The sequence below is a fragment of the Streptomyces sp. NPDC051315 genome (assembly GCF_044455165.1).
Classification (GTDB): Bacteria; Actinomycetota; Actinomycetes; order Streptomycetales; family Streptomycetaceae; genus Streptomyces.
The window spans coordinates 392,971-417,996 of record NZ_JBITEN010000001.1; the positions used below are offsets into that span (position 1 = coordinate 392,971).

Annotated in this window: 25 protein-coding genes and 1 pseudogene; 14 read left to right on the plus strand and 12 right to left on the minus strand. The window is 72.8% G+C overall.

The annotated features are described in order from the left end of the window. Positions 1–76: 76 nt before the first annotated feature. The 6 genes from ACIBBD_RS01665 to ACIBBD_RS01690 all read left to right on the plus strand — a co-directional run bounded on the left by ACIBBD_RS01665 (position 77) and on the right by ACIBBD_RS01690 (position 6,380). The gene (locus ACIBBD_RS01665) at positions 77–1,315 is read left to right on the plus strand and encodes a prenyltransferase/squalene oxidase repeat-containing protein (RefSeq protein WP_399417246.1); all 1,239 of its coding nucleotides are present in this window, start codon (positions 77–79) and stop codon (positions 1,313–1,315) included. After that, a complete protein-coding gene (locus tag ACIBBD_RS01670) occupies positions 1,312–1,956 on the plus strand; it encodes an SCO2322 family protein (RefSeq protein ID WP_399417247.1) in 645 nt (214 codons plus the stop codon). The genes ACIBBD_RS01665 and ACIBBD_RS01670 overlap by 4 nt, the downstream gene beginning before the upstream one ends. Continuing rightward, positions 1,949–3,031, plus strand: coding sequence for a CbiQ family ECF transporter T component (locus ACIBBD_RS01675; protein WP_399417248.1), 1,083 nt, complete (start codon positions 1,949–1,951; stop codon positions 3,029–3,031). The genes ACIBBD_RS01670 and ACIBBD_RS01675 overlap by 8 nt, the downstream gene beginning before the upstream one ends. Positions 3,032–3,037: 6 nt before the next feature. Further along, positions 3,038–4,717, plus strand: coding sequence for an ABC transporter ATP-binding protein (locus tag ACIBBD_RS01680; protein ID WP_399417249.1), 1,680 nt, complete (start codon positions 3,038–3,040; stop codon positions 4,715–4,717). Continuing rightward, on the plus strand, positions 4,714–5,583 hold the full coding sequence (locus ACIBBD_RS01685) for an ECF transporter S component (protein ID WP_399417250.1): 870 nt from the start codon (positions 4,714–4,716) through the stop codon (positions 5,581–5,583). The genes ACIBBD_RS01680 and ACIBBD_RS01685 overlap by 4 nt, the downstream gene beginning before the upstream one ends. Before the next feature lie 371 nt (positions 5,584–5,954). Next, entirely contained in the window at positions 5,955–6,380 is a 426-nt protein-coding gene (locus ACIBBD_RS01690; protein ID WP_399417251.1) for a transglycosylase SLT domain-containing protein, read from the plus strand. Between the two features lie 159 nt (positions 6,381–6,539). Here the strand turns inward: ACIBBD_RS01690 and ACIBBD_RS01695 are convergent, their stop codons facing one another. Further along, positions 6,540–7,775: a cytochrome P450 gene (locus ACIBBD_RS01695; RefSeq protein WP_399417252.1), complete on the minus strand. Its 1,236-nt coding sequence runs from the start codon at positions 7,773–7,775 to the stop codon at positions 6,540–6,542. A 379-nt stretch (positions 7,776–8,154) separates the two neighbouring features. On the opposite strand from ACIBBD_RS01695, the gene ACIBBD_RS01700 reads away from it, so the two are divergent. Then, positions 8,155–9,324, plus strand: coding sequence for a steroid 3-ketoacyl-CoA thiolase (locus ACIBBD_RS01700; protein WP_399417253.1), 1,170 nt, complete (start codon positions 8,155–8,157; stop codon positions 9,322–9,324). Here ACIBBD_RS01700 and ACIBBD_RS01705 read toward each other — a convergent pair. Next, on the minus strand, positions 9,308–9,520 hold the full coding sequence (locus ACIBBD_RS01705; RefSeq protein WP_399417254.1) for a DUF397 domain-containing protein: 213 nt from the start codon (positions 9,518–9,520) through the stop codon (positions 9,308–9,310). The genes ACIBBD_RS01700 and ACIBBD_RS01705 overlap by 17 nt on opposite strands. After that, the gene (locus tag ACIBBD_RS01710) at positions 9,480–10,328 is read right to left on the minus strand and encodes a helix-turn-helix domain-containing protein (RefSeq protein ID WP_399417255.1); all 849 of its coding nucleotides are present in this window, start codon (positions 10,326–10,328) and stop codon (positions 9,480–9,482) included. The genes ACIBBD_RS01705 and ACIBBD_RS01710 overlap by 41 nt, the downstream gene beginning before the upstream one ends. Positions 10,329–10,419: 91 nt before the next feature. On the opposite strand from ACIBBD_RS01710, the gene ACIBBD_RS01715 reads away from it, so the two are divergent. Beyond that, positions 10,420–10,848, plus strand: a complete 429-nt coding sequence (locus ACIBBD_RS01715; protein WP_399417256.1) for an ATP-binding protein — start codon at positions 10,420–10,422, stop codon at positions 10,846–10,848. On the opposite strand, the gene ACIBBD_RS01720 is transcribed toward ACIBBD_RS01715, so the two are convergent. Beyond that, positions 10,835–11,116 carry a hypothetical protein gene (locus ACIBBD_RS01720; protein WP_399417257.1) on the minus strand — a complete coding sequence of 94 codons (282 nt, stop codon included), beginning with the start codon at positions 11,114–11,116 and terminating at the stop codon, positions 10,835–10,837. The two genes, ACIBBD_RS01715 and ACIBBD_RS01720, sit on opposite strands and share 14 nt — an antisense overlap. A gap of 390 nt (positions 11,117–11,506) precedes the next feature. On the opposite strand from ACIBBD_RS01720, the pseudogene ACIBBD_RS01725 reads away from it, so the two are divergent. Next, positions 11,507–11,680: pseudogene (locus ACIBBD_RS01725) on the plus strand (hypothetical protein); the annotation flags it as partial. A gap of 160 nt (positions 11,681–11,840) precedes the next feature. Next, positions 11,841–12,200: an FG-GAP repeat protein gene (locus tag ACIBBD_RS01730; protein ID WP_399417258.1), complete on the plus strand. Its 360-nt coding sequence runs from the start codon at positions 11,841–11,843 to the stop codon at positions 12,198–12,200. A 73-nt stretch (positions 12,201–12,273) separates the two neighbouring features. On the opposite strand, the gene ACIBBD_RS01735 is transcribed toward ACIBBD_RS01730, so the two are convergent. The 4 genes from ACIBBD_RS01735 to ACIBBD_RS01750 form a co-directional block, all read right to left on the minus strand. Next, a complete protein-coding gene (locus ACIBBD_RS01735; RefSeq protein ID WP_399417259.1) occupies positions 12,274–13,410 on the minus strand; it encodes a CU044_5270 family protein in 1,137 nt (378 codons plus the stop codon). Beyond that, positions 13,407–14,030: an RNA polymerase sigma factor gene (locus tag ACIBBD_RS01740; RefSeq protein ID WP_399417260.1), complete on the minus strand. Its 624-nt coding sequence runs from the start codon at positions 14,028–14,030 to the stop codon at positions 13,407–13,409. Before ACIBBD_RS01740 ends, ACIBBD_RS01735 begins: the two co-directional genes overlap by 4 nt. Positions 14,031–14,114: 84 nt before the next feature. Then, positions 14,115–14,825: a hypothetical protein gene (locus tag ACIBBD_RS01745; protein ID WP_399417261.1), complete on the minus strand. Its 711-nt coding sequence runs from the start codon at positions 14,823–14,825 to the stop codon at positions 14,115–14,117. 535 nt (positions 14,826–15,360) lie between these two features. Continuing rightward, entirely contained in the window at positions 15,361–17,409 is a 2,049-nt protein-coding gene (locus ACIBBD_RS01750; RefSeq protein ID WP_399417262.1) for a bifunctional glycosyltransferase 87/phosphatase PAP2 family protein, read from the minus strand. Between the two features lie 288 nt (positions 17,410–17,697). Between ACIBBD_RS01750 and ACIBBD_RS01755 the strand changes: the two genes are divergently transcribed. Continuing rightward, on the plus strand, positions 17,698–18,924 hold the full coding sequence (locus ACIBBD_RS01755; RefSeq protein WP_399417263.1) for a DUF2330 domain-containing protein: 1,227 nt from the start codon (positions 17,698–17,700) through the stop codon (positions 18,922–18,924). A 276-nt stretch (positions 18,925–19,200) separates the two neighbouring features. After that, entirely contained in the window at positions 19,201–19,872 is a 672-nt protein-coding gene (locus tag ACIBBD_RS01760; protein ID WP_399417264.1) for an O-methyltransferase, read from the plus strand. Between the two features lie 22 nt (positions 19,873–19,894). On the opposite strand, the gene ACIBBD_RS01765 is transcribed toward ACIBBD_RS01760, so the two are convergent. Then, positions 19,895–20,287, minus strand: coding sequence for a hypothetical protein (locus tag ACIBBD_RS01765; RefSeq protein WP_399417265.1), 393 nt, complete (start codon positions 20,285–20,287; stop codon positions 19,895–19,897). Between the two features lie 100 nt (positions 20,288–20,387). On the opposite strand from ACIBBD_RS01765, the gene ACIBBD_RS01770 reads away from it, so the two are divergent. Further along, entirely contained in the window at positions 20,388–20,807 is a 420-nt protein-coding gene (locus ACIBBD_RS01770) for a DUF1992 domain-containing protein (RefSeq protein WP_399417266.1), read from the plus strand. Between the two features lie 45 nt (positions 20,808–20,852). Here ACIBBD_RS01770 and ACIBBD_RS01775 read toward each other — a convergent pair whose 3' ends face one another. Both ACIBBD_RS01775 and ACIBBD_RS01780 read right to left on the minus strand, forming a co-directional pair. Continuing rightward, positions 20,853–21,428 carry a hypothetical protein gene (locus ACIBBD_RS01775; protein ID WP_399417267.1) on the minus strand — a complete coding sequence of 192 codons (576 nt, stop codon included), beginning with the start codon at positions 21,426–21,428 and terminating at the stop codon, positions 20,853–20,855. Between the two features lie 5 nt (positions 21,429–21,433). Then, complete coding sequence (locus tag ACIBBD_RS01780) at positions 21,434–22,120, minus strand: hypothetical protein (protein ID WP_399417268.1); 687 nt, start codon at positions 22,118–22,120, stop codon at positions 21,434–21,436. Positions 22,121–22,278: 158 nt separating this feature from the next. Between ACIBBD_RS01780 and ACIBBD_RS01785 the strand changes: the two genes are divergently transcribed. Further along, on the plus strand, positions 22,279–22,809 hold the full coding sequence (locus tag ACIBBD_RS01785) for a GNAT family N-acetyltransferase (protein WP_399417269.1): 531 nt from the start codon (positions 22,279–22,281) through the stop codon (positions 22,807–22,809). Between the two features lie 112 nt (positions 22,810–22,921). Here ACIBBD_RS01785 and ACIBBD_RS01790 read toward each other — a convergent pair whose 3' ends face one another. Then, positions 22,922–24,961: a DHA2 family efflux MFS transporter permease subunit gene (locus ACIBBD_RS01790; RefSeq protein WP_399417270.1), complete on the minus strand. Its 2,040-nt coding sequence runs from the start codon at positions 24,959–24,961 to the stop codon at positions 22,922–22,924. Positions 24,962–25,026 lie beyond the last annotated feature (65 nt).

The following is a 25,026-nucleotide window of genomic DNA, read 5'->3' on the forward strand; positions in this document are numbered from 1 at the left end:
TCGAGGTTCACGGAGCCGAGCCGCCGGGGTGTCCCGTGCTGCCCGGCTCCCTGACAGGGAGAGGCACCCGCCGATCATGAACGTCCGCCGCAGCGCCGCGGTCCTGGCCGCCACCGCAGTGATCGGCGCCGCCACGCCCGCCGTGGCCGCGTCCCCGTCGCCGACCCCCTCGGTGGCGATCCCGTCCGGCCTGTACGGCGGCACGGACCCCACGTACGACGGCGTCTGGCGCCAGTCGCTCGCGCTGCTCGCGCAGGACACGGTGGGGGTGACCCCGGCGGCCGAGGCCGTGGACTGGCTGACCGGACAGCAGTGCGCGAACGGCGCCTTCGCCGCCTTCCGCGCCGATCCCGCCAAGGCCTGTGACGCCAAGCTCATGGTCGACACCAACAGCACGGCCGCCGCCGTCCAGGCCCTCGCGGCCCTCGGCGGCCACGAGGCCGCGGCGCGGAAGGCCGTCACCTGGCTGAAGTCCGTCCAGAACGCGGACGGCGGCTGGGGATACACCCCCGGCGGCGCCAGCGACACCAACTCGACGTCCGTCGTCATCGGGGCCCTGGCGGCGGCCGGCGAGAAGCCCGCCCGGGTCGAGAAGGGCGGGAAGTCGCCGTACGACGCCCTGGTGGAACTCGCCCTTCCCTGCGACGGCGCCGGCGCGGGCGCCTTCGCCTACCAGCCGGACCCGAAGGGCGCCCCGGCGGCCAACGCGGACGCGACGGCCGCGGGTGTCCTCGGCGCGCTCGGCAAGGGCCTGGCGCCCGCGGCGGGGGCGAAGACGGACGCCGCGGCCTGCGCCGACGCGGGCGGCCCGACCCCGCAGCGGGCCGCGGCCAACGGTGCCGCGTACCTGGCGAAGGCCGTCGCGAAGGACGGGTACCTGACCTCGGTGCTCCCCGGCGCCGAGAACCAGCCGGACCACGGCAACACCGCCGACGCCGTCGTGGCCCTCGCCGCGCAGGGCGGCGCCGAACGGGCCCGGCAGCCGCTGGCGTGGCTCGAGCAGCACTCCGCCGCCTGGGCGAAGCAGAGCGGCCCGGCCGCCTACGCCCAGTTGATCTTCGCGGCCCACGCGACCGGCACCGATCCGCGCGCCTTCGGCGGCACCGACCTGGTGGCGGCCCTGAACGCGACGGGACCGACGCCGGAGGCCACGGGGAAGGCGACCGGCGAGGCGACCGCGCCGACGCCGGACGACGACTCCGTCAAGGGCGACTCCGACGACGGCTACGGCACCTGGTGGACCATCGGTGTCTTCCTCGTCGCCGGCATCGGCATCGGCTTCCTGATCAGCGGCCGCAGGAAGCAGCAGCCGTGACCGTCATACGCCGCGCCGCCGCCCTCGCCCTCGCCGCGCTGCTGCTGATCCTGGCCGGCCCCGGCCGGGCCGAGGCCACCGGCTACCGCTACTGGTCCTTCTGGGACCGTGCGGGCGAGCGCTGGACCTACGCCACCGAGGGCCCCGCCACGGCCCGCCCCGCCGACGGCGCCGTCCAGGGCTTCCGCTTCGCCGTCAGCGAGAACTCCCAGGACGCGGCCCAGCCGCGCGGCATGACGTCCTTCGCGGTGATCTGCGCGAGGACGCCGGCGCGGGAGGGGGCGAAGCGGGTGGCGCTGGTCCTCGACTTCGGCACGAAGGCCGACGCCCCCGCCGGGGAGACCCCGCCGGCCTCCCGCGCGGTCTGCGCCCGGGTCCCCGAGGACGCGACGACGGCGGAGGCCCTGGCCTCGGTCGCGGGGCCCCTGCGCTACGACACGAACGCCCTGCTGTGCGCGATCGCGGGCTACCCGAAGGCGGGCTGCGGGGAGCAGGTCACCTCGGGCAGCAAGCCGTCGGCGGACGACGGCGGGGACGGTGGGGACGCCGGTCCGTCCGTGGGGGTGTACGCGGGCGGGGCCCTGGTCGCGGCCCTGGCGGCGGCAGCGGTGTGGCAGGCGCGGCGGCGCGGGAATGGCTGACGGTTCCCGTCACGGGACACTCCACCCGGGAGCCTGGTGGCTGTGGGCCCTCGCCCTCGGTACCGCCGCCACCCGCACCACCCACCCCCTCCTCCTCGCGCTCCTGCTCACCACCTCGGCGTACGTGGTCGTCACCTGCCGCCCGGACGCGCCGTGGTCCCGCTCCTACTCCGCCTTCCTGCACCTCGCCCTGGCGGTCCTCGTCATCCGTCTCGTCTTCGTCGTGGCCCTCGGCTCCCCCGTCCCCGGCACGCACGTGATCGTCACCCTCCCCGAAGTGCCCCTCCCGGCCTGGGCGCAGGGCATCCGGCTCGGCGGCCGGGTCGCCGCCGAGGGCGTCCTGTTCGCGCTGTACGACGGCCTGCGCCTGGCCACCCTGCTGGTCTGCGTCGGCGCCGCGAACGCCCTCGCCAGCCCGTCCCGCCTGCTGAAGTCCCTCCCCGGGGCCCTGTACGAGGCCGGAGTCGCCGTCGTCGTGGCCCTCACCTTCGCCCCGCACCTCATCGCCGACGTCCACCGTCTGCGCGCCGCCCGCCGCCTGCGCGGCCGCCCCGACAAGGGTCTGCGCGGCCTGCTCCAGGTGGCCCTGCCCGTCCTCGAGGGCGCCCTGGAACGCTCCGTCGCCCTCGCCGCGGCGATGGACGCCCGCGGCTACGGCCGTACCGCCGACGTCCCGGCCCCGGTCCGCCGTACGACCGCCGCCCTCACCCTGGGCGGCCTGCTCGGCGTCTGCGCGGGAACGTACGGCCTGCTCACCGCGGCCGGTGGCGGCTACGGCCTCCCGCTGCTCCTCGCCGGGCTCACCGCGGCCCTCGCCGGACTCCACCTCGGGGGCCGCCGCTCGCCCCGCACCCGCTACCGCCCCGACCGCTGGACCCCGCGCACCTGCCTGGTCGCCGCGTCCGGCATCGCGGTCGCCGCCCTCCTCGTCCTCGCCGGCTCCGCGGACCCCACGGCCCTGCGCCCCACCGTGGTCCCCCTCGCCGCCCCCACCCTCCCCCTCTGGCCCGCGGCGGCGATCCTCCTGGGTCTCCTGCCCGCCTTCCTCGCCCCCGCACGCCGCAAGGAGCCGTGAGCCGTCGTGATCCGCTTCGAGAACGTCTCCGTGACCTACGACGGTGCCCCGGAACCCACCATCCAGGACGTCGACTTCACCGTCCCCGAAGGTGAGCTCGTCCTCCTCGCCGGCCCGTCCGGCGTCGGCAAGTCGACGCTCCTCGGCGCGGTCGCCGGTCTCGTCCCGCACTTCACCGGCGGCACCCTGCGCGGCCGGGTCACGGTCGCCGGCCGCGACACCCGCGCCCACACGCCGCGTGAACTCGCCGACGTCGTCGGCACGGTGGGCCAGGACCCGCTCGCCCACTTCGTCACCGACACCGTCGAGGAGGAACTCGCCTACGGCATGGAGTCGCTGGGCCTGCCCCCGGCCGTGATGCGCCGCCGGGTCGAGGAGACCCTCGACCTCCTGGGCCTGGCCGGGCTCCGCGACCGCCCCCTCGCCACCCTCTCCGGCGGCCAGCGCCAGCGCGTCGCGATCGGCTCGGTCCTCACCCCCCACCCCAGGGTCCTCGTCCTCGACGAACCGACCTCCGCCCTCGACCCGGCGGCCGCCGAGGAGGTCCTCGCCGTCCTCCTCCGCCTCGTCCACGACCTCGGTACGACGGTGTTGCTCGCGGAACACCGCCTGGAGCGCGTCCTGCACTACGCCGACCAGGTCGCCCTGCTGCCCGCCCCCGGCGCGGCCCCGGTGCTGGGCACCCCGGCCGAGATCATGGCCGTGTCCCCGGTGTACCCGCCGGTGGTGGACCTGGGCCGGGCCGCGGGCTGGTCCCCGCTGCCGCTGACCGTCCGCGACGCCCGGCGACGCGCGGGTGGCCTGCGCGGACGCCTGGCCGGAAAGGTGCCGGACCGAGGCGGGGCGCCCACTCCTCCACCGGCCGCCGAGCCGCACGCGCCCGCGCGCCCGGCGTTCGCCCTCCGACGCCGCAGGCCGTCCCCGCCCGCGCCCGCGCACCCCGCCGAGGTCCGCGCCCTCGCCGTCCGCCGCGCCCGCGTCCAGGCGCTCCGCCACGTCGACCTCACCGTCGCCCCCGGCGAGACCCTCGCCCTCATGGGCCGCAACGGCGCCGGCAAGTCCACCCTCCTCACCACCCTGGTCGGCCTGGTCGAACCGTCCGCCGGGACGGTCCGCGTCGGCGGCGCGGTCCCCCACCGCACCCCGCCCCGCGACCTGGTCCGCCGCGTCGGCCTGGTCCCGCAGGAACCCCGTGACCTGCTCTGCGCCGACACGGTCGCCGCCGAGTGCGAGGCCGCCGACCGGGACGCGCGGGCCGCCCCCGGCACCTGCCGCGCCCTGGTCACCGGCCTGCTCCCCGGCATCGCCGACGACACTCACCCCCGTGACCTCTCCGAGGGCCAGCGCCTGACGCTCGCCCTGGCCGTCGTCCTCACCGCCCGCCCGCCCCTGCTCCTCCTCGACGAGCCGACCCGGGGCCTGGACTACGCGGCGAAGGCCCGTCTGGTGGCCGTGCTGCGCGAGCTGGCCGCCGCCGGTCACGCCATCGTGCTCGCCACGCACGACGTGGAACTGGCCGCCGAGCTGGCCCACCGGGTCGTCCTGCTCGCCGAGGGCGAGGTGATCGCGGACGGCCCGACGGCGGAGGTCGTCGTCTCCTCCCCGTCCTTCGCCCCGCAGGTGACGAAGATCCTCGCCCCGCAGGAGTGGCTCACGGTGGCGCAGGTGAGGGAGGCGCTCGCATGACCGCAGTGGAACGACAGGTGCCCGCCGTGCGACGACAGCCGCCCGCCGTACAGCGGCAGGCGCGGGCGGTCCGCCTGGGCCCCCGCTCCCTCGCCGCCCTCGCCCTGGTCAGCGCGGTCGGAGCGGTCTCCCTCACCTGGCCCTTCCTCGCTCCGCCCGGTTCCACCCTGAACGCCCACGCCCAGGACGCCCCCTGGCTCTTCGCCGGCCTGCTGGTGCTCCTGGTCGCGGTGGTGACGGCGACGATCTCGGAGTCGGGACTCGGCGCGAAGGCGGTCGCGGCGCTGGGGGTGCTGGCGGCGACCGGGGCGGCCCTGCGCCCGCTCGGCGCCGGGACCGCCGGCATCGAGCCGATGTTCTTCCTGATGGTGCTGAGCGGCAGGGTGCTGGGCCCCGGCTTCGGCTTCGTCCTCGGCTCGCTCACGATGTTCGCGTCCGCGCTGCTCACGGGCGGGGTGGGCCCGTGGATGCCGTTCCAGATGCTGTCGATGGGCTGGTTCACGATGGGCGCGGGCCTGCTGCCGGGCGCCGACCGCCTCCGCGGCCGTACGGAACTGGCCCTCCTCGCCGTCTACGGCTTCCTGGCCGCGTTCGCCTACGGCACGGTGATGAACCTGGCCGGCTGGCCGTTCATGGGCGAGCTGGCCTCGCGCATCGCCTTCGACCCGGACGGCGCGGTCGCCGCGAACCTGGCCCGCTTCGTCGCGTACTGCGTCACGACCTCCCTGGGCTGGGATCTGGGCCGGGCCGTCGTCACCGTCGTCCTCACCGTGACCCTGGGCCCGGCGGTCCTGCGCGCGCTGCGCCGCGCCACGCGCCGGGCGGCTTTCGAGGCGCCGGTCACATTCGAGGCGCCGCGCTCGTGAGCACGCGTACGCGCCGGGTGAGAAGGGTGTCGCGGAGCGGTGAAGCACCCCACATGACGCAGGTCACCTACGAAGGTCGATAGTCGGACAATTCGAACGTCATGTACATGCAGATACCAGCCCTGACCTGCACTTTGAGAGCCAGGTCACACAAGCGACCTTCACCCCACATGCGGCCACAACTAGTAAAAGGGGTCATTGCGGACGCCCTCCCGGCCTGCTTCTCTGGATGACGTCGCACGGCGCCGACGAGCCCCAAAGGCCTCGGCGCCGACGCATGCAGCCACCCACCGCACCTCACGCGGTGCGGCCACGCACCACGTGACTCCGGCATGCAGGCGACCCACCGCCCCCGAGGAAAAGGTTCTTTCGTGTCCGTCTCCGTCATCCGCCGCATCGCCTCCCCCAAGAAGACCCTCACCGCCGTCGCCGTGGCCGCCGCCACCGCCGGCATGGCGCTGACCGCGGCGCCCGCCCAGGCGGCGGCCCCCACGGCCGTGACCTCCGCCTCCGAGGCCAAGGCGATCGCGCACAAGATGATCCCGGACGCCGCCCAGTTCAACGCGTTCAGCAAGATCGTCGAGCACGAGAGCGGCTGGGACATCGACGCCACCAACGCCTCCTCCGGCGCCTACGGCCTGGTCCAGGCCCTGCCCGGCTCCAAGATGGCCTCGGCCGGCTCCGACTGGAAGACCAACCCCAAGACCCAGATCAAGTGGGGCCTCGACTACATGAACGAGCGCTACGGCAGCCCGGCCGGCGCCTGGTCCTTCTGGCAGGCGAACGGCTGGTACTGATCCAGCCACAGCCTCCCCCGGCCGAGTCACGGCCTCCCCCTGACGCGAAAGCGGCGGTCCCTGATCCCCGGACCGCCGCTTTCGTCTGCCCCGACGGCACCGCCGCTCTCGCCCGCTCCCCGACGGCACCGCCGCCCTCCGCCCGTTCCGCGGCGCCCGTCAGCCGGCGCTGACCCGCAGCTCCTTCACCCCGTTGATCCAGGCGGACCGCAGCCGCCGGGGATCCTCCACGAGCCGCAGCCCGGGCATGGCGTCGGCGACGGCGTTGAAGATGAGGTCGATCTCCAGCACGGCGAGTGACTTGCCGAGGCAGAAGTGCGGCCCGCCCCCGCCGAACCCCAGGTGGGGGTTGGGATCCCGGGTGACGTCGAACACGTCGGGCCGGTCGAACACCTCGGGATCGCGGTTGGCGGAGGCGTAGAAGATCCCGACCCGCTCCCCCTTCCTGATCGTCTTCCCGCCCAGTTCGGTGTCCTGCGTCGCGGTCCGCTGGAAGGCGACGACGGGGGTGGCCCACCGCACGATCTCCTCGGCGGCGGTGGCGGGCCGCTCCCGCCGGTACAGCTCCCACTGCTCGGGGTGCGTGAGGAAGGCGTGCATCCCGTGCGTGATGGCGTTACGGGTGGTCTCGTTGCCGGCGACGGCCAGCATCAGCACGAAGAACCCGAACTCGTCGGAGTTGAGGTTGCCCTCGTCCTCGGCGGCCACCAGCGTGGAGACGATGTCGTGCGCCGGGCACCGCTTCCGCTCGGCGGCCATGTTCATGGCGTACGTGATGAGCTCGGCGGCGGACCGGGCGCCGACCTCCTCGGTGATGGCGTACTCGGGGTCGTCGTACGCGATCATCCGGTTGGACCACTCGAAGATCCTGGTCCGGTCGTCCTGGGGTATGCCGATCAGCTCGGCGATGGCCTGGAGGGGCAGCTCACAGGCGACGGAGGTGACGAAGTCGAAGGGCCCTTCGAGCTCCCGCGCGGCGCCGACGATATCGACGGCCCGGGCCCGCAGCCGCTCCTCCAGCGCCCGGACGGACCGGGGCGTGAACCCTCGCTGCACGATCTGCCGCACCCGGGTGTGCTCCGGCGGATCCATGTTCAGCATGATCAGCCGCTGGGCGTCGATCGAGTCGCGCCGGATGTGCTCGTTGAAGCGGATGATGGCGGTGTTGAGGGTGGAGGAGAAGAGCTCCGGGTGGGTGGAGACGTACTTGACGTCGGCGTGGCGGGTCACCGCCCAGTACCCCTCGTCCCGGAACCCGGCCACGTTCCCCGGCTGCGGGATCCAGCGGACCGGCTCGGCCCGGCGCAGCTCGGCGAACTCCGGGAGGGGCACACGGTGTTGCAGCAGGTCGGGGTCGGTGAAGTCGAACCCGTCGGGAAGCGCTGGACAGGGCATGGGCGGCTCCAGCCAGGGGGCGGCTCTGCGGGCGTCGTTTGCTGACGGTCCATCAGAAACAGAGTGCAGCGAAGGTAGTTCAGTCACCTGAAGGCTGCAAGACCCTTGCGGTGACCCACGTCACGTCCGCAGACTGCACCAGAGAACTAGTACGTGTTCTAGTTCTGCCGGTTCGCGTGCTGGTTCTGCTGGGGCCCGTCGTTCGCGGGGTCCGGTGCGTGCGGCTGCAGGGCGGAGCAGGGCGCCGACGCGGAGCGTCGGCAACCGACGACGACGCCGCAGAGGTGCGTGCCGGACACCGCGACGCCGGCACGATCCGGACGACAGGCCCTGGTCCGTCATGCCGGAGGAGAGCCGCCCCCCGAGAGGATCCGCACCCATGGCTGCCGAACCCGTGATCGTGGAAGCCGTCCGCACCCCCATCGGCAAGCGCGGCGGCGCGCTCGCCCATCTGCACCCCGCGTACCTCCTGGGCGAGACCTACCGCGAACTCCTCGGCCGCACCGGCATCCCCGCCGACGCCGTGGAACAGATCGTCGGCGGCACGGTGACCCACGCCGGCGAACAGTCCATGAACCCGGCGCGCACCGCCTGGCTGACCATGGGCCTCCCCTACGAGACGGCCGCGACGACGGTCGACTGCCAGTGCGGCTCCTCGCAGCAGGCCGGCCACATGACGGCCAACATGATCGCGGCGGGTGTGATCGACGTGGGCATCTCGTGCGGCGTGGAGGCGATGTCGAGGGTCCCCCTGGGCTCGGGCTCGAAGCACGGCCCCGGAAAGCCGTTCCCGGACGAGTGGAACGTCGACCTCCCGAACCAGTTCGAGGCGGCGGAACGTATCGCCAGGCACCGGGGGCTGACCCGGGAGGACGTCGACAGGCTCGGCCTGCTCTCGCAGGAGCGAGCGGCGGTCGCCTGGTCCGAGGAACGCTTCAAGCGCGAGACCTTCGCCGTCCAGGTCCCCACGACGGAGGAGGAACAGGCGGCCGGCCAGGGCATGTGGCGCCTGGTGGACCGGGACGAGGGCCTGCGCGACACGTCGATGGAGGCCCTGTCCGGCCTGAAGCCGATCATGCCGAGGGCGGTGCACACGGCGGGCAACGCCTCGCAGATCAGCGACGGCGCGGCGGCGATCATGTGGGCGTCGAAGCGGATGGCGCGAGCCCTGAAACTGAAGCCGAGGGCGAGGATCGTGGCCCAGGCCCTGGTCGGCGCGGACCCCCACTTCCACCTGGACGGCCCGATCGACGCGACACGCGCCGTGCTCGGCAAGGCGGGCATGTCCCTGACGGACATCGACCTCGTCGAGATCAACGAGGCGTTCGCGTCGGTGGTGCTGAGCTGGGCCCAGGTCTTCGACGCGGACCTGGCCAAGGTCAACGTCAACGGCGGCGCGATCGCCCTCGGGCACCCGGTCGGAGCGACGGGCGCCCGCCTGATCACGACGGCACTTCATGAACTGGAGCGCACGGACAAGGAGTTCGCGCTGATCACGATGTGCGCGGGGGGCGGGCTGGCCACCGGGACGATCATTCAGCGGTTGTAGACCCACCGGCCCAGGAGAGGAACGCGGTGAAGGCGGCGGGCTGGAGAGTGAGGACCGGGCCCGCCGGGGTCTTTGAGTCGCGGACGGCTACGGCGGCGGTGGGGAGGTCGGCGACCTCGACACAGTTGCCGCCCTGGTCGCCGCTGTAGCTGGACTTACGCCACAGGATCCCCGCCAGAGTCGCGTTGTTCTCCATAGCGTTCCTCCATCAAGCGCCGCATCAGCTCCGCCGAGTCCTTGAGGGAAAGCGCGGCGGCTTGCAGATGATCGTAACGGAGGGAGCAGTCCTTGACGGTGTCCGGATTGGCGCTCGGATGCCCGCTGCCGTACCCCTCGGTGTAGACGATGGCCGGGTCGCTCGCGAAGCGGTAGAGGTCGAACGAGCCTTGCAGTCCGGCATGCGCGCCCGCCGAGAACGGCAGCACCTGAATGTTGATCCGGGGGTTGTCCTCGAAGGACAACAGGTGGCCCAGTTGCTCCCGCATACCCGACGGGCCACCGATCTCCTGACACAGCGCGGCCTCGCTGAGCACCAGCCAGTAGACCGGCGGTTCACGCTTCTCGAAGATGCGCTGGCGGTCCAGGCGCACGGTGGCGCGGTCGTCGAGGTCCGTCCGGTCCAGCACACCGAGCACGGCACGCGCGTACGCCCTGGTCTGAAGAAGACCCGGCACGATGTGCGTCTCGAAAGCACAGATCTCGGTGGCCCGCCCTTGAACCTCGGCGACCTGCTGAAACCACGACGGCAGTTGACTACGAAGCACGAGCGCGACGAGCCGCGAGAACAGGCCACCGCTCCCCAGGGCCGCATCCGCCCGCTCGCTGAACTCGACGGTCGGGACCTTCCTGGCGGTCTCGATCTGCCCCACCAACGACCCGGTGTAGTTGAGGATGTCCCCGAGTTGCCGCTGGCTGAGCCCGGCGGCTTCTCTCAGCCGCCGCAGCTCGAACCCGTAGTAGTCGAGCGGCGAGGCGCCGGGATCAAGGACGTTGATGTGGGTCACGCGAGGCCCCTTTCACGCAGCACTGCTCACACCTGGACGGGTTGTATCCATCCGGTGGCCCAGAGTAGTTGGACCAGGTCACCCTCGTCCCGTGAACGAATACTTCCCCTCCGTCCTCGCCTCCCCCGTCATCGCCCAGTACCGCCTGACCCTGACGGCCGGCGCCCACTCGGCCCACCACATCCGCCACATCGCCCGCTCCCTCCTGGTGGACTGGGCACTGGAGTCCCTGACGGACGCGGTCGAACTGGCGCTGACGGAACTGGTGGCCAACGTGGTCCGCCACGTCCCGGACCGTCGCTGCACGGTGCTGCTGCTGAGGCAGGGGGCGGGGGTACGGGTGGAGGTGACGGACGGCTACGGCCAGCTTCTGCCGACCCCGGCCGACTCGCAGCCGGAGTCGGAGAGCGGGCGGGGCCTCTTCCTGCTGGACGCGGTGGTCGACAAGTGGGGGGTGTCGCCGACGGGCGGGGGCGGGAAGGTGGTGTGGTTCGAGTGCGTGGACGTCAGCCCTCGTTGATCCGCAGGCCGCCGCAAACAACGAACCCGTCCCCCGAACCGTCCGTGACGATCAGGGTGGCGTACCTGGAGCTGTGCCTCTCCGGGATGCCCACGAACTCGTCGGTCTCGGCGCCGTCGGGCGCTGCGGAGATCCGCAGTTCCCGGTACTGGGACTTCACCTTCATCCCCAGCACGTCCAGGAACTCGATCTCCACCATCCCGTCCAGCCTGCCTTCCGGGCGTCCCCGCAGGACGAGCTGTCGGTGGGACGCCTCCAGCGCGCTCACTCGTCTCGACGCCTTCTCGAACCCTGGCTGACCAGCAGCATCCCGTCCCTACCAACAGCACACCCCGGAGCCGTGGAATCCGGCGCCCACCCGGCGCGACAGCCGGGCCATCAGACAGACCGCAAGCAGAAATCTTCGCTCTGAACCATCAGAAAGGGTCTGTCAGCAAGTTGGCGGACCCTCGTGCAAGATTCGAGGTTAGAGGGTGCGGAGAGCGCATGTGTGGACTGCAATTTCGCCCTGAGCCGTGCTCGTCGCAACGAGGGCCGTCCCGTCCGGTTGGGTGAGGGCGCTCACGATGGTGCCGCTGAGCGAGAACCCGATCGGGTTTCCACCCTCGCCGCCTGATTTAGTAGAGGCCCATTGTGAAGGGACGGGGACCTCAACGGCGACTCCTTCCCCGATGTCCTGGTCAAGCAGGGCAGCAAGCTCTGGGTCTATTACGGTGACCGCCTGGGACGCCTGGACAACGTGGCACCCCACCCGTCCCACGCCGGCAGCAACGGCGCCGACTGGAACAAGTTCACCTTGCTCTCCCCCGGCGACCTCAACGGCGACACCGTCTGCGACCTGCTCCTGCGCGACCGGCGACCTCTACCGCTCCTACGGCGCCAAGGAACCCATCAGCGGCAAGCTCGACCTCGCAACCTGGGAGCCCCGAACACCCGCACCAAGATCGCATCTGGTTTGAAGACGGTTGACTACCCCTCCCTGGGCGCCTCCGGTGACCGCACCGGCAACGGAATCCTCGACCTCTCGGTACGCCTACAACGACGGCAGCGACAAGGTCCCCACCATGTTCGCCGCATCCGTCGCCGGACAGAACCAGTTCGGCTCCGCCAAGGTCACCCTCGACGCCGAGCTCAGCTGGGACATCAACCAGACCCAGCTCGCCACCGGCGACTTCAACGGCGACGGCCACGACGACCTGGCCGCCCTGCGCCAGCAGAACAGCACCGTCCAGACCTGGACCTGGAACTGGTCCGGGCCCGACGCCACCTTCAAGGGCGGCCTCGCCGGCTGGACCGACTCTTCCACCAGCTGGCCGTACGAACCGATGAGGCTCGTCAAGCCCTACAACTGACGGCCTCCGCTCCACAGCGCCCAACCCTGACGGGGCGGAGCACGCCACCCGCGTGCCCCGCCCCGTCACGTGCTCAGCTCCCCTGCCCGGGGACCTCCCTCATCCCGTCCACCACCGCCCGCTTCACGATCGCACTCGTGTAGTTGATCGTGCCCGGCGTCACCAGTCCCCCGTCCTCCTTGCTCGCCCTCACCTGGACCTCCCGCTGGCCGAGGAAGACATGGGACCTGGCGTCGAAGATCCACTCCTCGCGCGCCCCGCTGGTCTCGTCCAGGCGGGCGACGGCCACGCCGGGGCGGCCGATGGCGTCCTTCACGTTCTGGACCACGACGACTCCGGGGATCTTCGCGGCGGCCTTGAAGAGGGCCGAGTACAGCTCGGTGGGCGGGTAGGACTCGCCGAGCAGGTCGCCGATGGTGGTGAAGGCCTGCTGGTCGGGGCTGTTGCCGTGGCCCTCGGCGGCCTTGTAGATCATCGCCAGGAGCCGGTCGGGGTCCGTGGTGAGCTTGGTGAGGAAGTCGTACGACGGGTTGTTCAGGCCCGCCACCGGAGTGTTGCCCTGCTCGTCGGGGAGGCTGAGGGTCTCCCCCGCCGGGTCGTCGTTGACGGCCGGATCGATCAGCCAGCCCTTGGTGCCGTCGGCGGACTGCCAGATCTGGCGCCGGTGCAGCGCGTGGCTCTCCAGGGACGCCTTGTCGCCGTCGTGCCGCACGTAGGTGTCGGCGGACTTCGACTCGATGTAGACGTACTGACCCGGCTTGATCACCGGGTTGCGGGCCTCGGCCGCCGCGAGCGAGATCTCGTCGAGCAGTTGCGGCACGCCCTGGGTGGTGGGGGTGCCGAGCTGGGTGGTGAGCGCCGGTCCGGTGGCGAGGCCGTCGCTCTGGACGCCGTTTCCGTCATTCATGATCGAGCCGACAGTGACCGCGCCGGCCAGGGCGAGGGCCATGGCGGGGAGGGTGATCGCCGGGCGGGGCAGGCGGAACCGGCGGGCCTTCGGGCGGGCCGGCGACGGGTCGTGCGGCGCCGGGGTCATGCGCCCGGTTTCCCGGGTGCCGTCGCCCTGCTGCAGGTCCTGCTGGATGCGAGCCATCAGACGCTCCTTGTGGAACTGGTGACGGCCCGTCGGCAGGTCGCGCGCCGTCTGCGGCAGGAGGGACGCGGTCTCCTCCCACTCGGCCGGGCTCTGCCGGGACGGTGTCGCTTTCATCGGCTTCCTTCCGATACGGGCCGGATCGTGTGAGTGTGTTCTCCTCTTGTCTGACGATCCGGCGGGCCGAGTTCCCGTTTCTCGTCGACGAGTTGGGCGTCGGTGAGTCTGCGCAGTTTGGCGCGGGCCCGGGAGAGGCGGGAGCGGACCGTGCCGACCGGGACGCCCAGGGCCTCGGCCGCCGCCGTGTACTCCAGGCCCTCCCAAAGGCAGAGCGCCAGCACCTCGCGTTCCGGTCTGCGCAGCAGGGCCAGCGCGCGCAGCGCGGCCGCGATCCGCCGGCGGTCGTCGAGCCGGCCCGCGACCTCGTCGGCGTGGTCGGGCAGTGCGGTCTCGGCCTCGGCGGCGGCGGTCGCGGCGGCCCGGTAGCGCCGGTCGCTGCGGTGGTGGCCACGGGCGACGTTGGTGGCGACGCCCAGCAGCCAGGGCCGCAGGGAGCCGCCCTCGGCGTCGACGCGGTCACGCAGCCGCCAGGCCTGCATGAAGGTCTCCGCCATCACGTCCTCGGCCGCCGACCAGTCGGCGGTGAGCCGGAACGCGTGGTTGTAGACCGCGCGGGCATGGCTGTCGTACAGCTCGGCGAAGGCGCTCGGATCCCCGGCCCGTACCCGGGTGCGCATAGGAGTGCTCACCTCTGTTGGCTGCCGCCGCGACCGCCCCGAGTTCCCGTGACCCCCGTCACACCCCGTCGCCCGGTGGGCGGATCAGGAACGCTGCGCGTCGGCCAACCGGTCGACCTGCCGCTCCACCAGGTCCCGGGGGAACGTCGCCTCACGGCCCTCGTCCGCCTTCCGGAAGGTGGCGATGACGCCCGCGGTGCGTACGACGACGTAGTCGTGGTGCATCACCAGGCCGTCCTTCGTGGGCGTGACCGTGCGGAAGGTCAGGGCCTCGTCGCCGACCCGTCCCGCCCTCGGGCCGTCCACGCCCGTGACCTCGGTCGTGTACGCGCCCGCGTACGACCTCCCCGAGTAGGACCGGCAGGTCCTCAGCCCCTTCTCCAGCCGCTCGAAGACCTGCCGCGCCCCGGCGTCCTCGTACGAGGCCAGCGTGGACGCGCCGCCCCACAGGTCGTCCTTCCAGTTGAAGACCTGACGTACGACGGCGGAGGCGCCCTTGGCGTCCAGGACGTCGAGGACGGTCTGGCAGGACGCGTCGGAGACCGGCGGGAAGGTCCGCTCGGGCCCGGGGGCGGGACTCTGCACGGGTGAGCCGTGGGAGTTCGGCACCTCGCCGTTCCGGAAGGCGAGGTTTCTCAGTTCCTCACGGCCGAGGGCTCTGCCCTCCGTCCCCTTCGCCCCCGCTCCGGGCCGCTGCGCGGTCTCCTGGCCGGAACAGCCCGTCACGGACAGCACCACGCCCACACCCACAGCCGCGGCACCGGCCAGCCGTATCCACCCGCCGATTCCGGACATGCGCCCCTCCTCACAGCCCGACCGGACTCCGTACCGGTCGGGGACGATCCGTCGCGAGAGTGAACGGGAGGCCGAGGCGATCCGGCACGCACTCACCGGAGTGGACCTCGGCCCGCATGTCTCGCGACTGGTTCCTCATCCCCCCGTTCCCGCGGCTCCCGTCCGTAGGGAGCGCCTTGCGCTCCCGCATCGAGGGGCGTCCGGCCGGGGGGACCAGAACATGCTGTCAGAAGCGATGACGGCCGTCGCCGCCGGTGGGGGGATGGCCGTCTACAGGCCGCCACCGGTGGCCGTGGTGCGGGCCGGTGACCGTCGTACGGGCCGCCACCCGTGGCCGTGGTGCAGGCCGCCACCGGTGACCGACCTGCGGGCCGGTGACCGTCGTACGGCCGCCACCGGTGGCCTTCGCGCAGGCCGCCGGCTCGGGCGCCTGAGCGGCGGGCCCCGTCCACCAGTGCCGGCTCGCGCGGCCGCGCGAGCGGCCGGCGGGCGCGGGCGGTCAGCTCGGCGCGGGCGGTCAGCTCGGCGCGGGCGGTCAGCTCGGTGCGGGGTCCTTCTGGGGCACCGCGGGCTCGACGGCGGTCTTCGTCACCACCGCCGCCCGGGCCCGCGGCCCCTGGAAGGCGTACGCCAGCCCGAAGCCCGCGAACACGACCGCCGCACCGCCGACCGCGTCCAGCACCCAGTGGTTGCCGGTCGCCACGATCGCCGACGCCGTGAAGAGCGGGTGCAGCAGGCCGAGCGCCTTCATCCACGCCTTCGGCGCCACGATGGCGATCACCATGCCGCACCACAGCGACCACCCGAAGTGCAGCGACGGCATGGCCGCGTACTGGTTGGTCAGCGCCGTCAGCGTGCCGTAGTCCGGCTTGGAGAAGTCCTGGACGCCGTGGACGGTGTCGATGATGCCGAGCGACGGCATGAGGCGGGGCGGGGCCAGCGGGTACAGCCAGAAGCCGACCAGGGCCAGCAGGGTCGCGAAGCCCAGGGAGGAGCGCGCCCAGCGGTAGTCCACCGGGCGCCGCCAGTAGAGCACGGCCAGCACGGACAGCGGCACCGCGAAGTGGAAGGACTCGTAATAGAAGTCGAAGAAGTCGCGCAGCCAGTCGACCCCGACCACCCAGTGGTTGACGGCGTGCTCGATGTCGATGTGGAGGACGCGTTCGAGGTCGAGGATCTCCTGGCCGTGCGCTTCCGCCCGCTCCCGGCCGCCGGAGATCGTGCCGCCGGTCGCCGCCAGCCGCACCTGCTGGTACGCCGCGTACGTGACGCGGATCAGCAGCAGCTCCAGGAGCAGGTTCGGGCGGGTGAGGACCCGGCGCAGGAACGGCAGCAGCGGGACGTGTCTCCAGCGGGCCGGCACCGGCGCCGCGTACTCCGTCGGGATCGGCGTGCGGTAGTACTGCGAGGTCCGCGACAGGAACGGCACGACCGTCGCCGCGGCCACCGCCGCCAGCAGCACCACGTTGTCCCGCAGCGGGTACAGGGCCGGCATGTTCGGCAGCATCATCTTCGCCGGGAGGGTCATGACGAGGACGACGGCCACCGGCCAGACCAGGCGGTCCGAGGCCCGCCGGCCCACCCGGCCCACCACCGCGAGCAGGACCCACAGGAGCTGGTGCTGCCATGTCGTCGGCGACACGGCGATCGCCGCGCAGCCGGTGATCGCCACCGCGAGCAGCAGCTGGCCGTCGCGGGCGTAGCGCACCGCCCGGCGGACGCCGAGGACGGCGACGGTCGCGCCGAGGGCGAGGAAGAGCGCGATCTCCAGGGGGCCGTCGAGGCCGAGGCGGAGGAGGGCGCCGTGGAGGGACTGGTTGCCGAGGGCGTCCGCCTTGCCGCCGAGGCCGACACCCGCCATGTGGTGGACCCAGTAGGTGTACGAGTCGTGCGGCATCGCCGCCCAGGCGAGCACCGTGGCGGCGGCGAAGGTGGCGCCGGTGGAGAGGGCGGCCTGACGGCGGCCGGTGAACCACAGCAGCGGGACGAAGAGGAGCACCGTCGGCTGGAGGGCGGCCGCCAGGCCGATCAGGACGCCGCCCGTCCGCTGTCCCCGGACGACGAAGCATCCGAGCAGGACGAGCAGGACCGGGATGATGCTGGTCTGGCCGAGCCAGAGGGTGTTGCGGACGGGGAGGGACAGCATCAGCAGGCTGATGGCCACCGGGGCGGCCAGGAGCGAGGTGCGTCTGCTCACCGGCTGGGGCAGGGCGCGCGCGACCACCAGGCCGAGGGCCGCGACCAGCAGCAGCGTGCCGAAGGTCCAGCCCCAGCCGAGGGCCTGTTCCGCCGCCCGGGTGAAGGGCTTGAGGACGAGCCCGCCGAAGGGGGTGCCCGTGAAGCGTGTGGAGTCGTAGAGCGAACCGTTGACGTGCAGTACGCCGTCGGGTCCGACCCAGGTCTCGAGGTCCGTCAGCCGCTCTCCGCGCGGGGTGCCGAGGACGACGGCCACCTGCCGGACGGCGAGGACCGCCACCACCAGCCAGAGGCCCAGGCGGGCCGCGTGCAGCCGCGACCTCGCCGTGCCGACCGCCGTCGCCCCGAAGGGTTCCGCCGGCCGCCCGCTGTGCTCCGCATTCGCCACGCCTCGTCGGCCTCCCGCCCCGCTCGTCCCACGCGTCACCCGCGTGAGGTGCCTTTGCGAACCCTATGAGGCTCGCACCACCCCCGGACAGAGACGCAGGGCACCCCGCCTTCACCTGACGTCCGCTCTCCTTTTGTCCGGAAGACGATAGTGCTCCGGGGGGAGGGTTGCCTCCGCAGGGTGCGATGTGGATCACACCACGAACGGAACCAACCCCTCGGGCCAGTCCGTCGTAGCCACCACGGCCGTGATCAGCGGCGGACGACCGACGACGGAGGGCTACGGGGCATGCTCGGTTTCCGGGGGGAACGGCGAGACCGGCACACACGGCGGAAACGCCGGCGCGGGCGGCTCCTGGCCCTGCTCCTCGCGCTCCTCGCGACCCAGCTCGGCTCCCTGATCGCCCCGGCCTACGCCTGCGGCTGCGGCGCGCTCGTGCCGGGCGGCCAGCAGCGGGTCGCGGTGCACCGGGAGGTCTCCGTCGTGCGGTGGGACGGGGACCAGGAGCAGATCGTGATGAGTCTGTCGGTCACCGGGGACGCCGACCGGGCCGCCTGGATCATGCCGGTGCCGAGCCGGGCGACCGTACGGCTCGGCGACGCGGAGGTCTTCGACCAGCTGGCCGACGCCACGGCGCCGGAGGAGCGCACCCGCCACCACTTCTGGCCGCGGGACGGCGACTGGCCGCTGTCCGCCACCGACGGCGCGGGGGCCGCGCCCCTGCCGGGCGCGGGGCCCGGGGTGGGTGTGGTGGGGCGCGAGCGGCTCGGGCCGTTCGACGTGGCCCGCCTGACGGCCACCGACCCGGCCGCCCTGGACGACTGGCTGGGCGACAACGGCTTCACCTTCCCGCCCCGCCTGGAGACGGCCCTGCGGCCGTACGTCGACCAGCGCTGGGAGTACGTGGCGGTACGGCTGGCCCCGGAGACCGCGGGCACCCCGCTGAGCGGCGAGCTCGAACCGCTCCACCTCACCTTCGCCAGCGACACGCTCGTCTACCCGATGCGGCTGTCCGAGCTCGCCACCACCCCGCAGTCGCTGGCCCTGTACGTCCTGGCCGAGCACCGCATGGAGCCGGTGTCGCGGATCGGCGGGGAGCGGCCCCGGGTCACCTTCGCGGGACGGGTCGGCACGGCGACGGGGCCGCTGGGCGAGCTCGCGGACGGTACGCCGTTCCTGACGGCCCTGACGCAGGAGTTCCCGGTGCCCTCGTCGATCTCGGCCGACCACGAGCTGCGCCGTACGGCCGAGGACACGGCGTACCGGCAGGTCACCTACGAGAGCCGGCTGCTCACCGTGGCCGGGATCCCGGCATGGCTGCTGACCGTCGTGGGGGTTCTCGGGGCGCTGGTGACGGGGGCGGTCGTGCTCGGCGTGCGCGTCCGGCGGGCGCGCCGGCGGTACGCGTGGGGGCAGCGGCTCGTCGGGCCGCGGCCGGCCGGATCCGCGCTGCCGGCTCCGCCGTCGCGGCCGGCGCCTCCCCGTCCCCCGTCGCCTCCTGGACCGTACGGCTGAATGCCGCAGGCCGGGGTCCCGTCGGGTCCGGTCGGCGGGGAACCCCGGCAGGGCGGGGCGCCGTTGCCCCGACCGGCCGGTGTTTCCTGGCTAGATTGTCCGAGGCATGTCCTAGGGGGTGTCTTGTGGACCAGGTCGGCTGCGAGTGAGGTGCCCGTCGGCCGCGCCGAGCGGGGTCGCGTGCCAGGGCCCGCGACCCCGGTCGGATCCACGAGACACCCCCTAGGTATGTCAAGGGATGTCCTAGGTATGTCAGGTACACGAGAGGCAGAGCGCATGAGCGAGTCGCAGGTCTGGGACGCCGTCGACGCCTACTTCATCACCCACCTCGCCCCGGACGACGAGGTGACCACGGCCGCGCTGCGCGACAGCGAGGCGGCCGAACTCCCGCAGGCCAACGTCACGGCGAACCAGGGCAAGCTGCTTCAGCTGCTCGCCCAGATCCAGGGGGCCCGCAACATCCTCGAGATCGGCACGCTCGGCGGGTACAGCACGATCTGGCTGGGCCGCGCGCTCCCCGCCGACGGCCGGCTGATCTCGCTGGAGTACAACCCGCGGCACGCGGAGGTCGCCACCCGCAACGTCGCCCGCGCGGGACTCCACGAGCAGGTCGAGGTGCGGGTGGGCCCGGCCCTGGAGTCGCTGCCGCTGCTGGCGGACGAGAACCCGCCGCCGTTCGACCTGGTCTTCATCGACGCCGACAAGGCCAACAACGCCAACTACCTGGAGTGGGCGCTGAAACTGACCAGCACGGGCAGCCTGATCGTCATCGACAACGTCGTCCGGGGCGGGCGGGTGGTCGACGTCGACACCGACGCGGGGGACGTGCGCGGGACCCGCGCCGCGATCGAACTCATCGGCTCCCACCCCAGGTTGAGCGGCACCGCGATCCAGACGGTGGGCGCCAAGGGCTACGACGGGTTCGCGCTGGCCCGCGTCCTGGCGTAGCCCCCGGGGCTGCTGACGGAGGCTACGCCTCGTGGTAGAAGCCGACGTTGACGCTGCGCGGCCCGGTGCGGTCCACGACGACGATCTCGCCGTTGCCGCCCCGGGGCAGCTGCACGGTCCCGCCGTACGCGATGGTCTGGGCGTACTCGCCGACCACCAGCCGGACCTCGGACGACGGGTCCGGCTGGGAGCCGCGCAGCCAGGTGACCTGCCAGACGCCCTCGGGCCCGCACAGGAACTCCAGGTGGACACGGGAGACGAACAGCCAGTCCTCGGGCGTCACGAGGCGGCAGACGGACTTGTCCCGGCCCACCCGCAGCACGGCGCCCGGGTCGCTGGGCGCGTCGGCCATGAGCATGCCGGCCGTGGCACCCTCTTCCGTCCCCGAGACGGTGGCCATGGTGAGTTCGAGCACGTGCGCTCCTCGTGAGGTGTCCGACAGTGGCTTCAGTGACCTTGGTGCAGCCGCCGCATCCTAAATCGCCCGGGGCCGTCGCGTCCGGCACAATGGACCCATGACCGAGCGAAAGCCACCCGGCGTCCCGTTCGAGTCCTGGGTCGACAAGCAGATCCGTGACGCGCAGCGGCGCGGTGATTTCGACCGACTGCCGGGCGCGGGAAGGCCGTTGGCCCCGGGTACCGACACCTCGTACGACGAACTGTGGTGGATCAGGCGCAAGATGGCGCGCGAGGGGCTCTCGGTGCTTCCGCCGGCGCTCGCGCTGCGCAAGGAGGCGGAGGACGCCCTCGCGGCGGCGTACGCGGCCCCCTCGGAACGCCTCGTCCGGAAGATCGTCACGGACGTTAACGTGAAGCTCCGCGCCATGATGTTCAGGCCGCCGCCCGGCCCCCCGCTGGGTATGAAGCCGTACGACGTCGAGGCGGTCGTACGGGAGTGGCGGGAGCGCCGGGCGGCGGCCTCTGGGGAGAGCTAGGGCCGGGGCCCGTCGGCCCGGACGGGCGAGGCCACGCGAGCCGGTTCACATGTGCATCAGCCGCTCCGACAGTTCGCGGTAGTCCCGCAGGGCCAGGCGGAGCTGTTCGGTGTCGGCGGTCGTGACGCTGTCGTCCTTCGTGCCCTCCGCGAGCTGCCAGGAGCCGCGCAGCGTACGACGGCGGCTGTTCACGGCGTCGGTGAAGCGCGCGGTCAGCTCCTCCAGGACGTGGTCGGCCTCCTCGACGGCGTCCCGGGGGCGGTCGATGAACTCGGCCACGGCGTGCTGGATACGGGCGGTGAGCTTGTCGCACTCCTCGCCCGGGAGGAGCGGGGAGGTGTGGGAGCCCTGAGGGGCGACGGCACCGCGCGTCTCGTGAGCGCCGGTGCCGGCGGCCGGGGCCGTCGAGGCGGGCGCGGCGCCCCTGACGTCACCGCCCTCGCCCGCGTCGCGGGCCCTCCGGGCGTCCCTGGTCTCCTTGGCCTCCCTGGCCTCCTGGACGAACGCGCCGCGCATCTCCGCGGTGGTCGCCGGGGGCTGCTGGCCTCCGGCCGTCATCGGGGTCCGCCCCTCGTCCTGCGTCCCGCGCCGGTCTTCTCCGCTGGGTGTCACGTCCGGCATCCTTCTCACCCCTCCTTCGTCTGGTGCCGGTGGAAGCTCCACGGCAGGTGGTGGCCCTGACGGGCCCGGGTGTCCCGGCCCTCGTCCGGCCGGGTCAGTACGCGGTGACGGCCGGACTCGTTCCGGCTCCGCGTCACCAGGTCGTCGAAGAGCTCGCGGGCCTCGACCATGGCGGCCCGCAGGTCCTCGGTGCCGGGGGCCTGGCCGTTGCGCGCGCCGCCGTCCGCGTGGAAGCGCGCGACCTGGTGGACGCGCCGGTAGCCGTGCACATGGTCCGCGTGGTGCACGGAGAGCGCGGCGAGCTGCTCCTCGTACTGCGCGCCGTCCGGGAAGCCCCGGGCGCCGGCCACCTCCGCGAGCAGTCGGTCGGCCTCGGCGACCGCCTCACGGGGCGAGTCGACGAAGCGCTCCTGCGCAGCCGTCCAGCGGGCCTCGAACCGCTCGCGCTCGGCGGGCTCCAGCGGCCGCTCGCGCAGCTCGCCGTGCCGCTCCACGAGGGCGGCGAGTTCCCGCTCGGCCGCCTTGACGTCCCCGTCGTGCCGGGCCACGGCCCGGTCGTACTCGGGCCCGAAGCGCTGCTTCAGGCTGCGTCCTCCTCCATGCGACCCTCGGGCCCGCAGGGCCAGGACCGCCGCGACGGCGATGACGGCCGCCACGATCACGATCAGAGCGATGATCACGCCTGTGGACATGGTTGCCTTCCGGTGTTTCGGCCCGCACGGGCCGGTTCACGATTCGGGTTGCCCGGACGGCGCGGGACAAACGGACGCGGCCGCGCCCGCCGGACGTGCGGGTCCCGGCCCGTAATTCGGTTGCGGACCGGTCCTGTCCGCTCCCGACAATGGCCGTCATGAGCTGGACGATCACCCCCGAGCCCGTGGACTCCGCCGTCGCCGCCGCGCTGTGGCGGGCGTACTACACGGAGGTCAGCGATCGCTGGTACCTGCGGCACGAGGGGCGCCGGACCGACCCCGACGAGCTGGAGCGGGAGATCGCCGCCGACACGGGGGACGGGCTGGTGCCGCCGAAGGGGCTGTTGCTGGTCGCGCGGTACGGCGGTGAGCCGGCCGGCAGCGCGGGCGTACGGCTGGTGGACGCGGTGACCGCCGAGCTGAAGCGGGTGTTCCTGGTGCCCGAGGCGCGCGGCAGGGGCGGTGCGGCCCTGCTGGTGGGCGCCGCCGAGGAGGCCGCCCGCGGGCTCGGCGCCGGACGGATGGTCCTCGACACCCGCGGCGACCTGGTCGAGGCCCGCGCCCTGTACGCCCGGCTCGGTTACACGGAGACCGAGGCGTACAACGACGAGCCGTACGCCGAGCACTGGTTCGCGAAGGACCTCACCCCCGACCGGGCGGCCGGCCCCGCGATCCCCCGGTCCCACTGAGCGGCGGCCCGGCCGCACGGCTCACGGCCCTACCGGCGCCCAGGAGCGGCCGGCGCCGACCGGGCCGGCGGCCCAGCGGTCCCGGCGAGGTCCTCGCGTGCCGACGCCCCGCTCAGCCGAGCCGTGTCACGGGTCGTACGTCGTGCGGCTGTTCCCGGTCCGAGCCGCACAGTTCGCCGTTGAGTTCCTTCACCAGCTGGACGAGGTCCGTGGGGCGGTCGGGGCCCCACCAGTCGCCCAGCAGTTCGGCCAGCGAGTCCTCACGGGCCCGGGAGAGCCGTTCGGTGACCTCGCGGCCCACGGGGGTCAGCCGCAGGTCCAGGCCCTCGCGCACGGCGAGGCGGCGTTCCTCGATCTGGCGGGAGGCGTCCAGGATCGCGGCCAGCGGGACGTTGGTGCGCTCGGCGAGGGCGCCGGGCTCGACGGTGCCGTACCGCTTGATCCGCAGCAGCATCCAGCTCGCGGCCGGGAGGAGGTCGTAGCCGGCCCGGGCGGTGATGGTGCGGTAGACCTCGCGGCGGCCCTCGCGGGTGCCGAGGGTGGACAGCGCCCGGCACACCTCGTCGTACGACGACCGCTCGACGGGGTTGCTGGCGAGGGTCTCGGTGACGTCCGGGGCGGTGACCGAGCCGCGCAGGCGGTCCTCCTTCAGGAACCAGGCGAGGACGAAGCCGAGGAGGGCGACGGGGGCGGCGTACAGGAAGACGTCCGTGATGGAGGACGCGTACGCGTTGAGGACCGGCGGGCGCAGGGCGGACGGCAGGGCGCCGATGACGCGCGGGTCGGCCTCCAGCGCCTCGGCGGAGACCCCGGCCGGGAGGTCGGCGCCCCGCAAGGCGTCCGCGAGCTTGTCGTCGAGGCGGCCCGCGAAGACCGTGCCGAAGATGGCGACGCCGAAGGACGCGCCGATCGAGCGGAAGAAGGTGGCGCCGGAGGTGGCGACGCCGAGGTCCTCGTAGGTGACCGCGTTCTGCACGATGAGGACGAGGACCTGCATGACCAGGCCGAGACCGAGGCCGAAGACGAAGAAGTACGCGCTCATCTCGGCCGTGGCGCTCCGCTCGTCGAGCTGGTGCAGGAGGAGCAGGCCGAGGGTGGTGACGGCGGTGCCGGCGATCGGGAAGACCTTCCACCGGCCGGTGCGGCTGACGATCTGCCCGGAGACCGTCGACGACAGCAGCATGCCGGCCACCATCGGCAGCATGTGCACGCCCGACATGGTCGGCGAGACGCCCTGCACGACCTGGAGGAAGGTCGGCAGGTAGGTCATCGCGCCGAACATCGCGAAGCCGACGATGAAGCTGATGACGGCGGAGAGGGTGAAGGTGCGGATGCGGAACAGCTTGAGCGGGAGGACGGGTTCGGCCGCCTTCCGCTCCACCGCCACGAACGCGACGGCGAGCACCACGCCCAGGACGCCCAGCCCGACGATCCGCGGCGAGCCCCAGTCCCAGGTGGTGCCGCCGAGGGAGGCCATGAGCACCAGACAGGTGGCCACGGAGGCGATGAGGAAGGTGCCGAGGTAGTCGATGACGTGCCGGGTCGCCCGGCGCGGGATGTGCAGGACGGTCGCGATGACGACGAGCGCGACGGCGCCCACCGGGAGGTTGACGTAGAAGACCCAGCGCCAGCTCAGATGCTCGGTGAACAGGCCGCCCAGCAGCGGTCCGAGAACACTCGTCGCGCCGAAGACGGCACCGAACAACCCCTGGTAGCGGCCGCGTTCACGGGGCGGGACGAGGTCGCCGACGATCGCCATCGACAGCACCATCAGCCCGCCGCCGCCCAGGCCCTGCACGGCCCGGAAGGCGATGAGCTGCGGCATGCTCTGCGCCATTCCGCACAGCGCCGACCCGACGAGGAAGATGACGATCGCGGTCTGGAACAGCCTCTTGCGCCCGTACTGGTCACCCAGCTTGCCCCACAGCGGGGTCGCGGCCGTGGCCGCCAGCAGGTACGCCGTCACCACCCAGGACAGGTGGTCCAGGCCGCCGAGGTCGCTGACGATCGTGGGCAGCGCGGTCGACACGATCGTCTGGTCGAGGGCGGCGAGCAACATGCCGAGCAGCAGGGCGCCGATCGAGACGAGGACGTTGCCGGGGACGTGCTCCTGAAGCGGATCCCCCGTCCTGGCGTGCGCGTCCAAGGCCATGGATGCCTCCCGAGGCTCACGTGACACCTTCCATCGTGATCGGTGTGTCCCGTTATGGCCTCTCG

Excerpts from the sequence above, each read along its gene's own strand:
- ACIBBD_RS01700 (WP_399417253.1), top strand. The coding sequence starts at position 8,155 with ATGGCTGCCGAACCCGTGATCGTGGAAGCCGTCCGCACCCCCATCGGC.
- ACIBBD_RS01755 (WP_399417263.1), top strand. The coding sequence starts at position 17,698 with ATGCTCGGTTTCCGGGGGGAACGGCGAGACCGGCACACACGGCGGAAA.
- ACIBBD_RS01790 (WP_399417270.1), bottom strand. The coding sequence starts at position 24,961 with ATGGCCTTGGACGCGCACGCCAGGACGGGGGATCCGCTTCAGGAGCAC.
- ACIBBD_RS01760 (WP_399417264.1), top strand. The coding sequence starts at position 19,201 with ATGAGCGAGTCGCAGGTCTGGGACGCCGTCGACGCCTACTTCATCACC.
- ACIBBD_RS01785 (WP_399417269.1), top strand. The coding sequence starts at position 22,279 with ATGAGCTGGACGATCACCCCCGAGCCCGTGGACTCCGCCGTCGCCGCC.
- ACIBBD_RS01780 (WP_399417268.1), bottom strand. The coding sequence starts at position 22,120 with ATGTCCACAGGCGTGATCATCGCTCTGATCGTGATCGTGGCGGCCGTC.
- ACIBBD_RS01745 (WP_399417261.1), bottom strand. The coding sequence starts at position 14,825 with ATGTCCGGAATCGGCGGGTGGATACGGCTGGCCGGTGCCGCGGCTGTG.
- ACIBBD_RS01685 (WP_399417250.1), top strand. The coding sequence starts at position 4,714 with ATGACCGCAGTGGAACGACAGGTGCCCGCCGTGCGACGACAGCCGCCC.
- ACIBBD_RS01665 (WP_399417246.1), top strand. The coding sequence starts at position 77 with ATGAACGTCCGCCGCAGCGCCGCGGTCCTGGCCGCCACCGCAGTGATC.
- ACIBBD_RS01740 (WP_399417260.1), bottom strand. The coding sequence starts at position 14,030 with ATGCGCACCCGGGTACGGGCCGGGGATCCGAGCGCCTTCGCCGAGCTG.
- ACIBBD_RS01770 (WP_399417266.1), top strand. The coding sequence starts at position 20,388 with ATGACCGAGCGAAAGCCACCCGGCGTCCCGTTCGAGTCCTGGGTCGAC.
- ACIBBD_RS01675 (WP_399417248.1), top strand. The coding sequence starts at position 1,949 with ATGGCTGACGGTTCCCGTCACGGGACACTCCACCCGGGAGCCTGGTGG.
- ACIBBD_RS01735 (WP_399417259.1), bottom strand. The coding sequence starts at position 13,410 with ATGAAAGCGACACCGTCCCGGCAGAGCCCGGCCGAGTGGGAGGAGACC.
- ACIBBD_RS01695 (WP_399417252.1), bottom strand. The coding sequence starts at position 7,775 with ATGCCCTGTCCAGCGCTTCCCGACGGGTTCGACTTCACCGACCCCGAC.
- ACIBBD_RS01705 (WP_399417254.1), bottom strand. The coding sequence starts at position 9,520 with ATGGAGAACAACGCGACTCTGGCGGGGATCCTGTGGCGTAAGTCCAGC.
- ACIBBD_RS01775 (WP_399417267.1), bottom strand. The coding sequence starts at position 21,428 with ATGCCGGACGTGACACCCAGCGGAGAAGACCGGCGCGGGACGCAGGAC.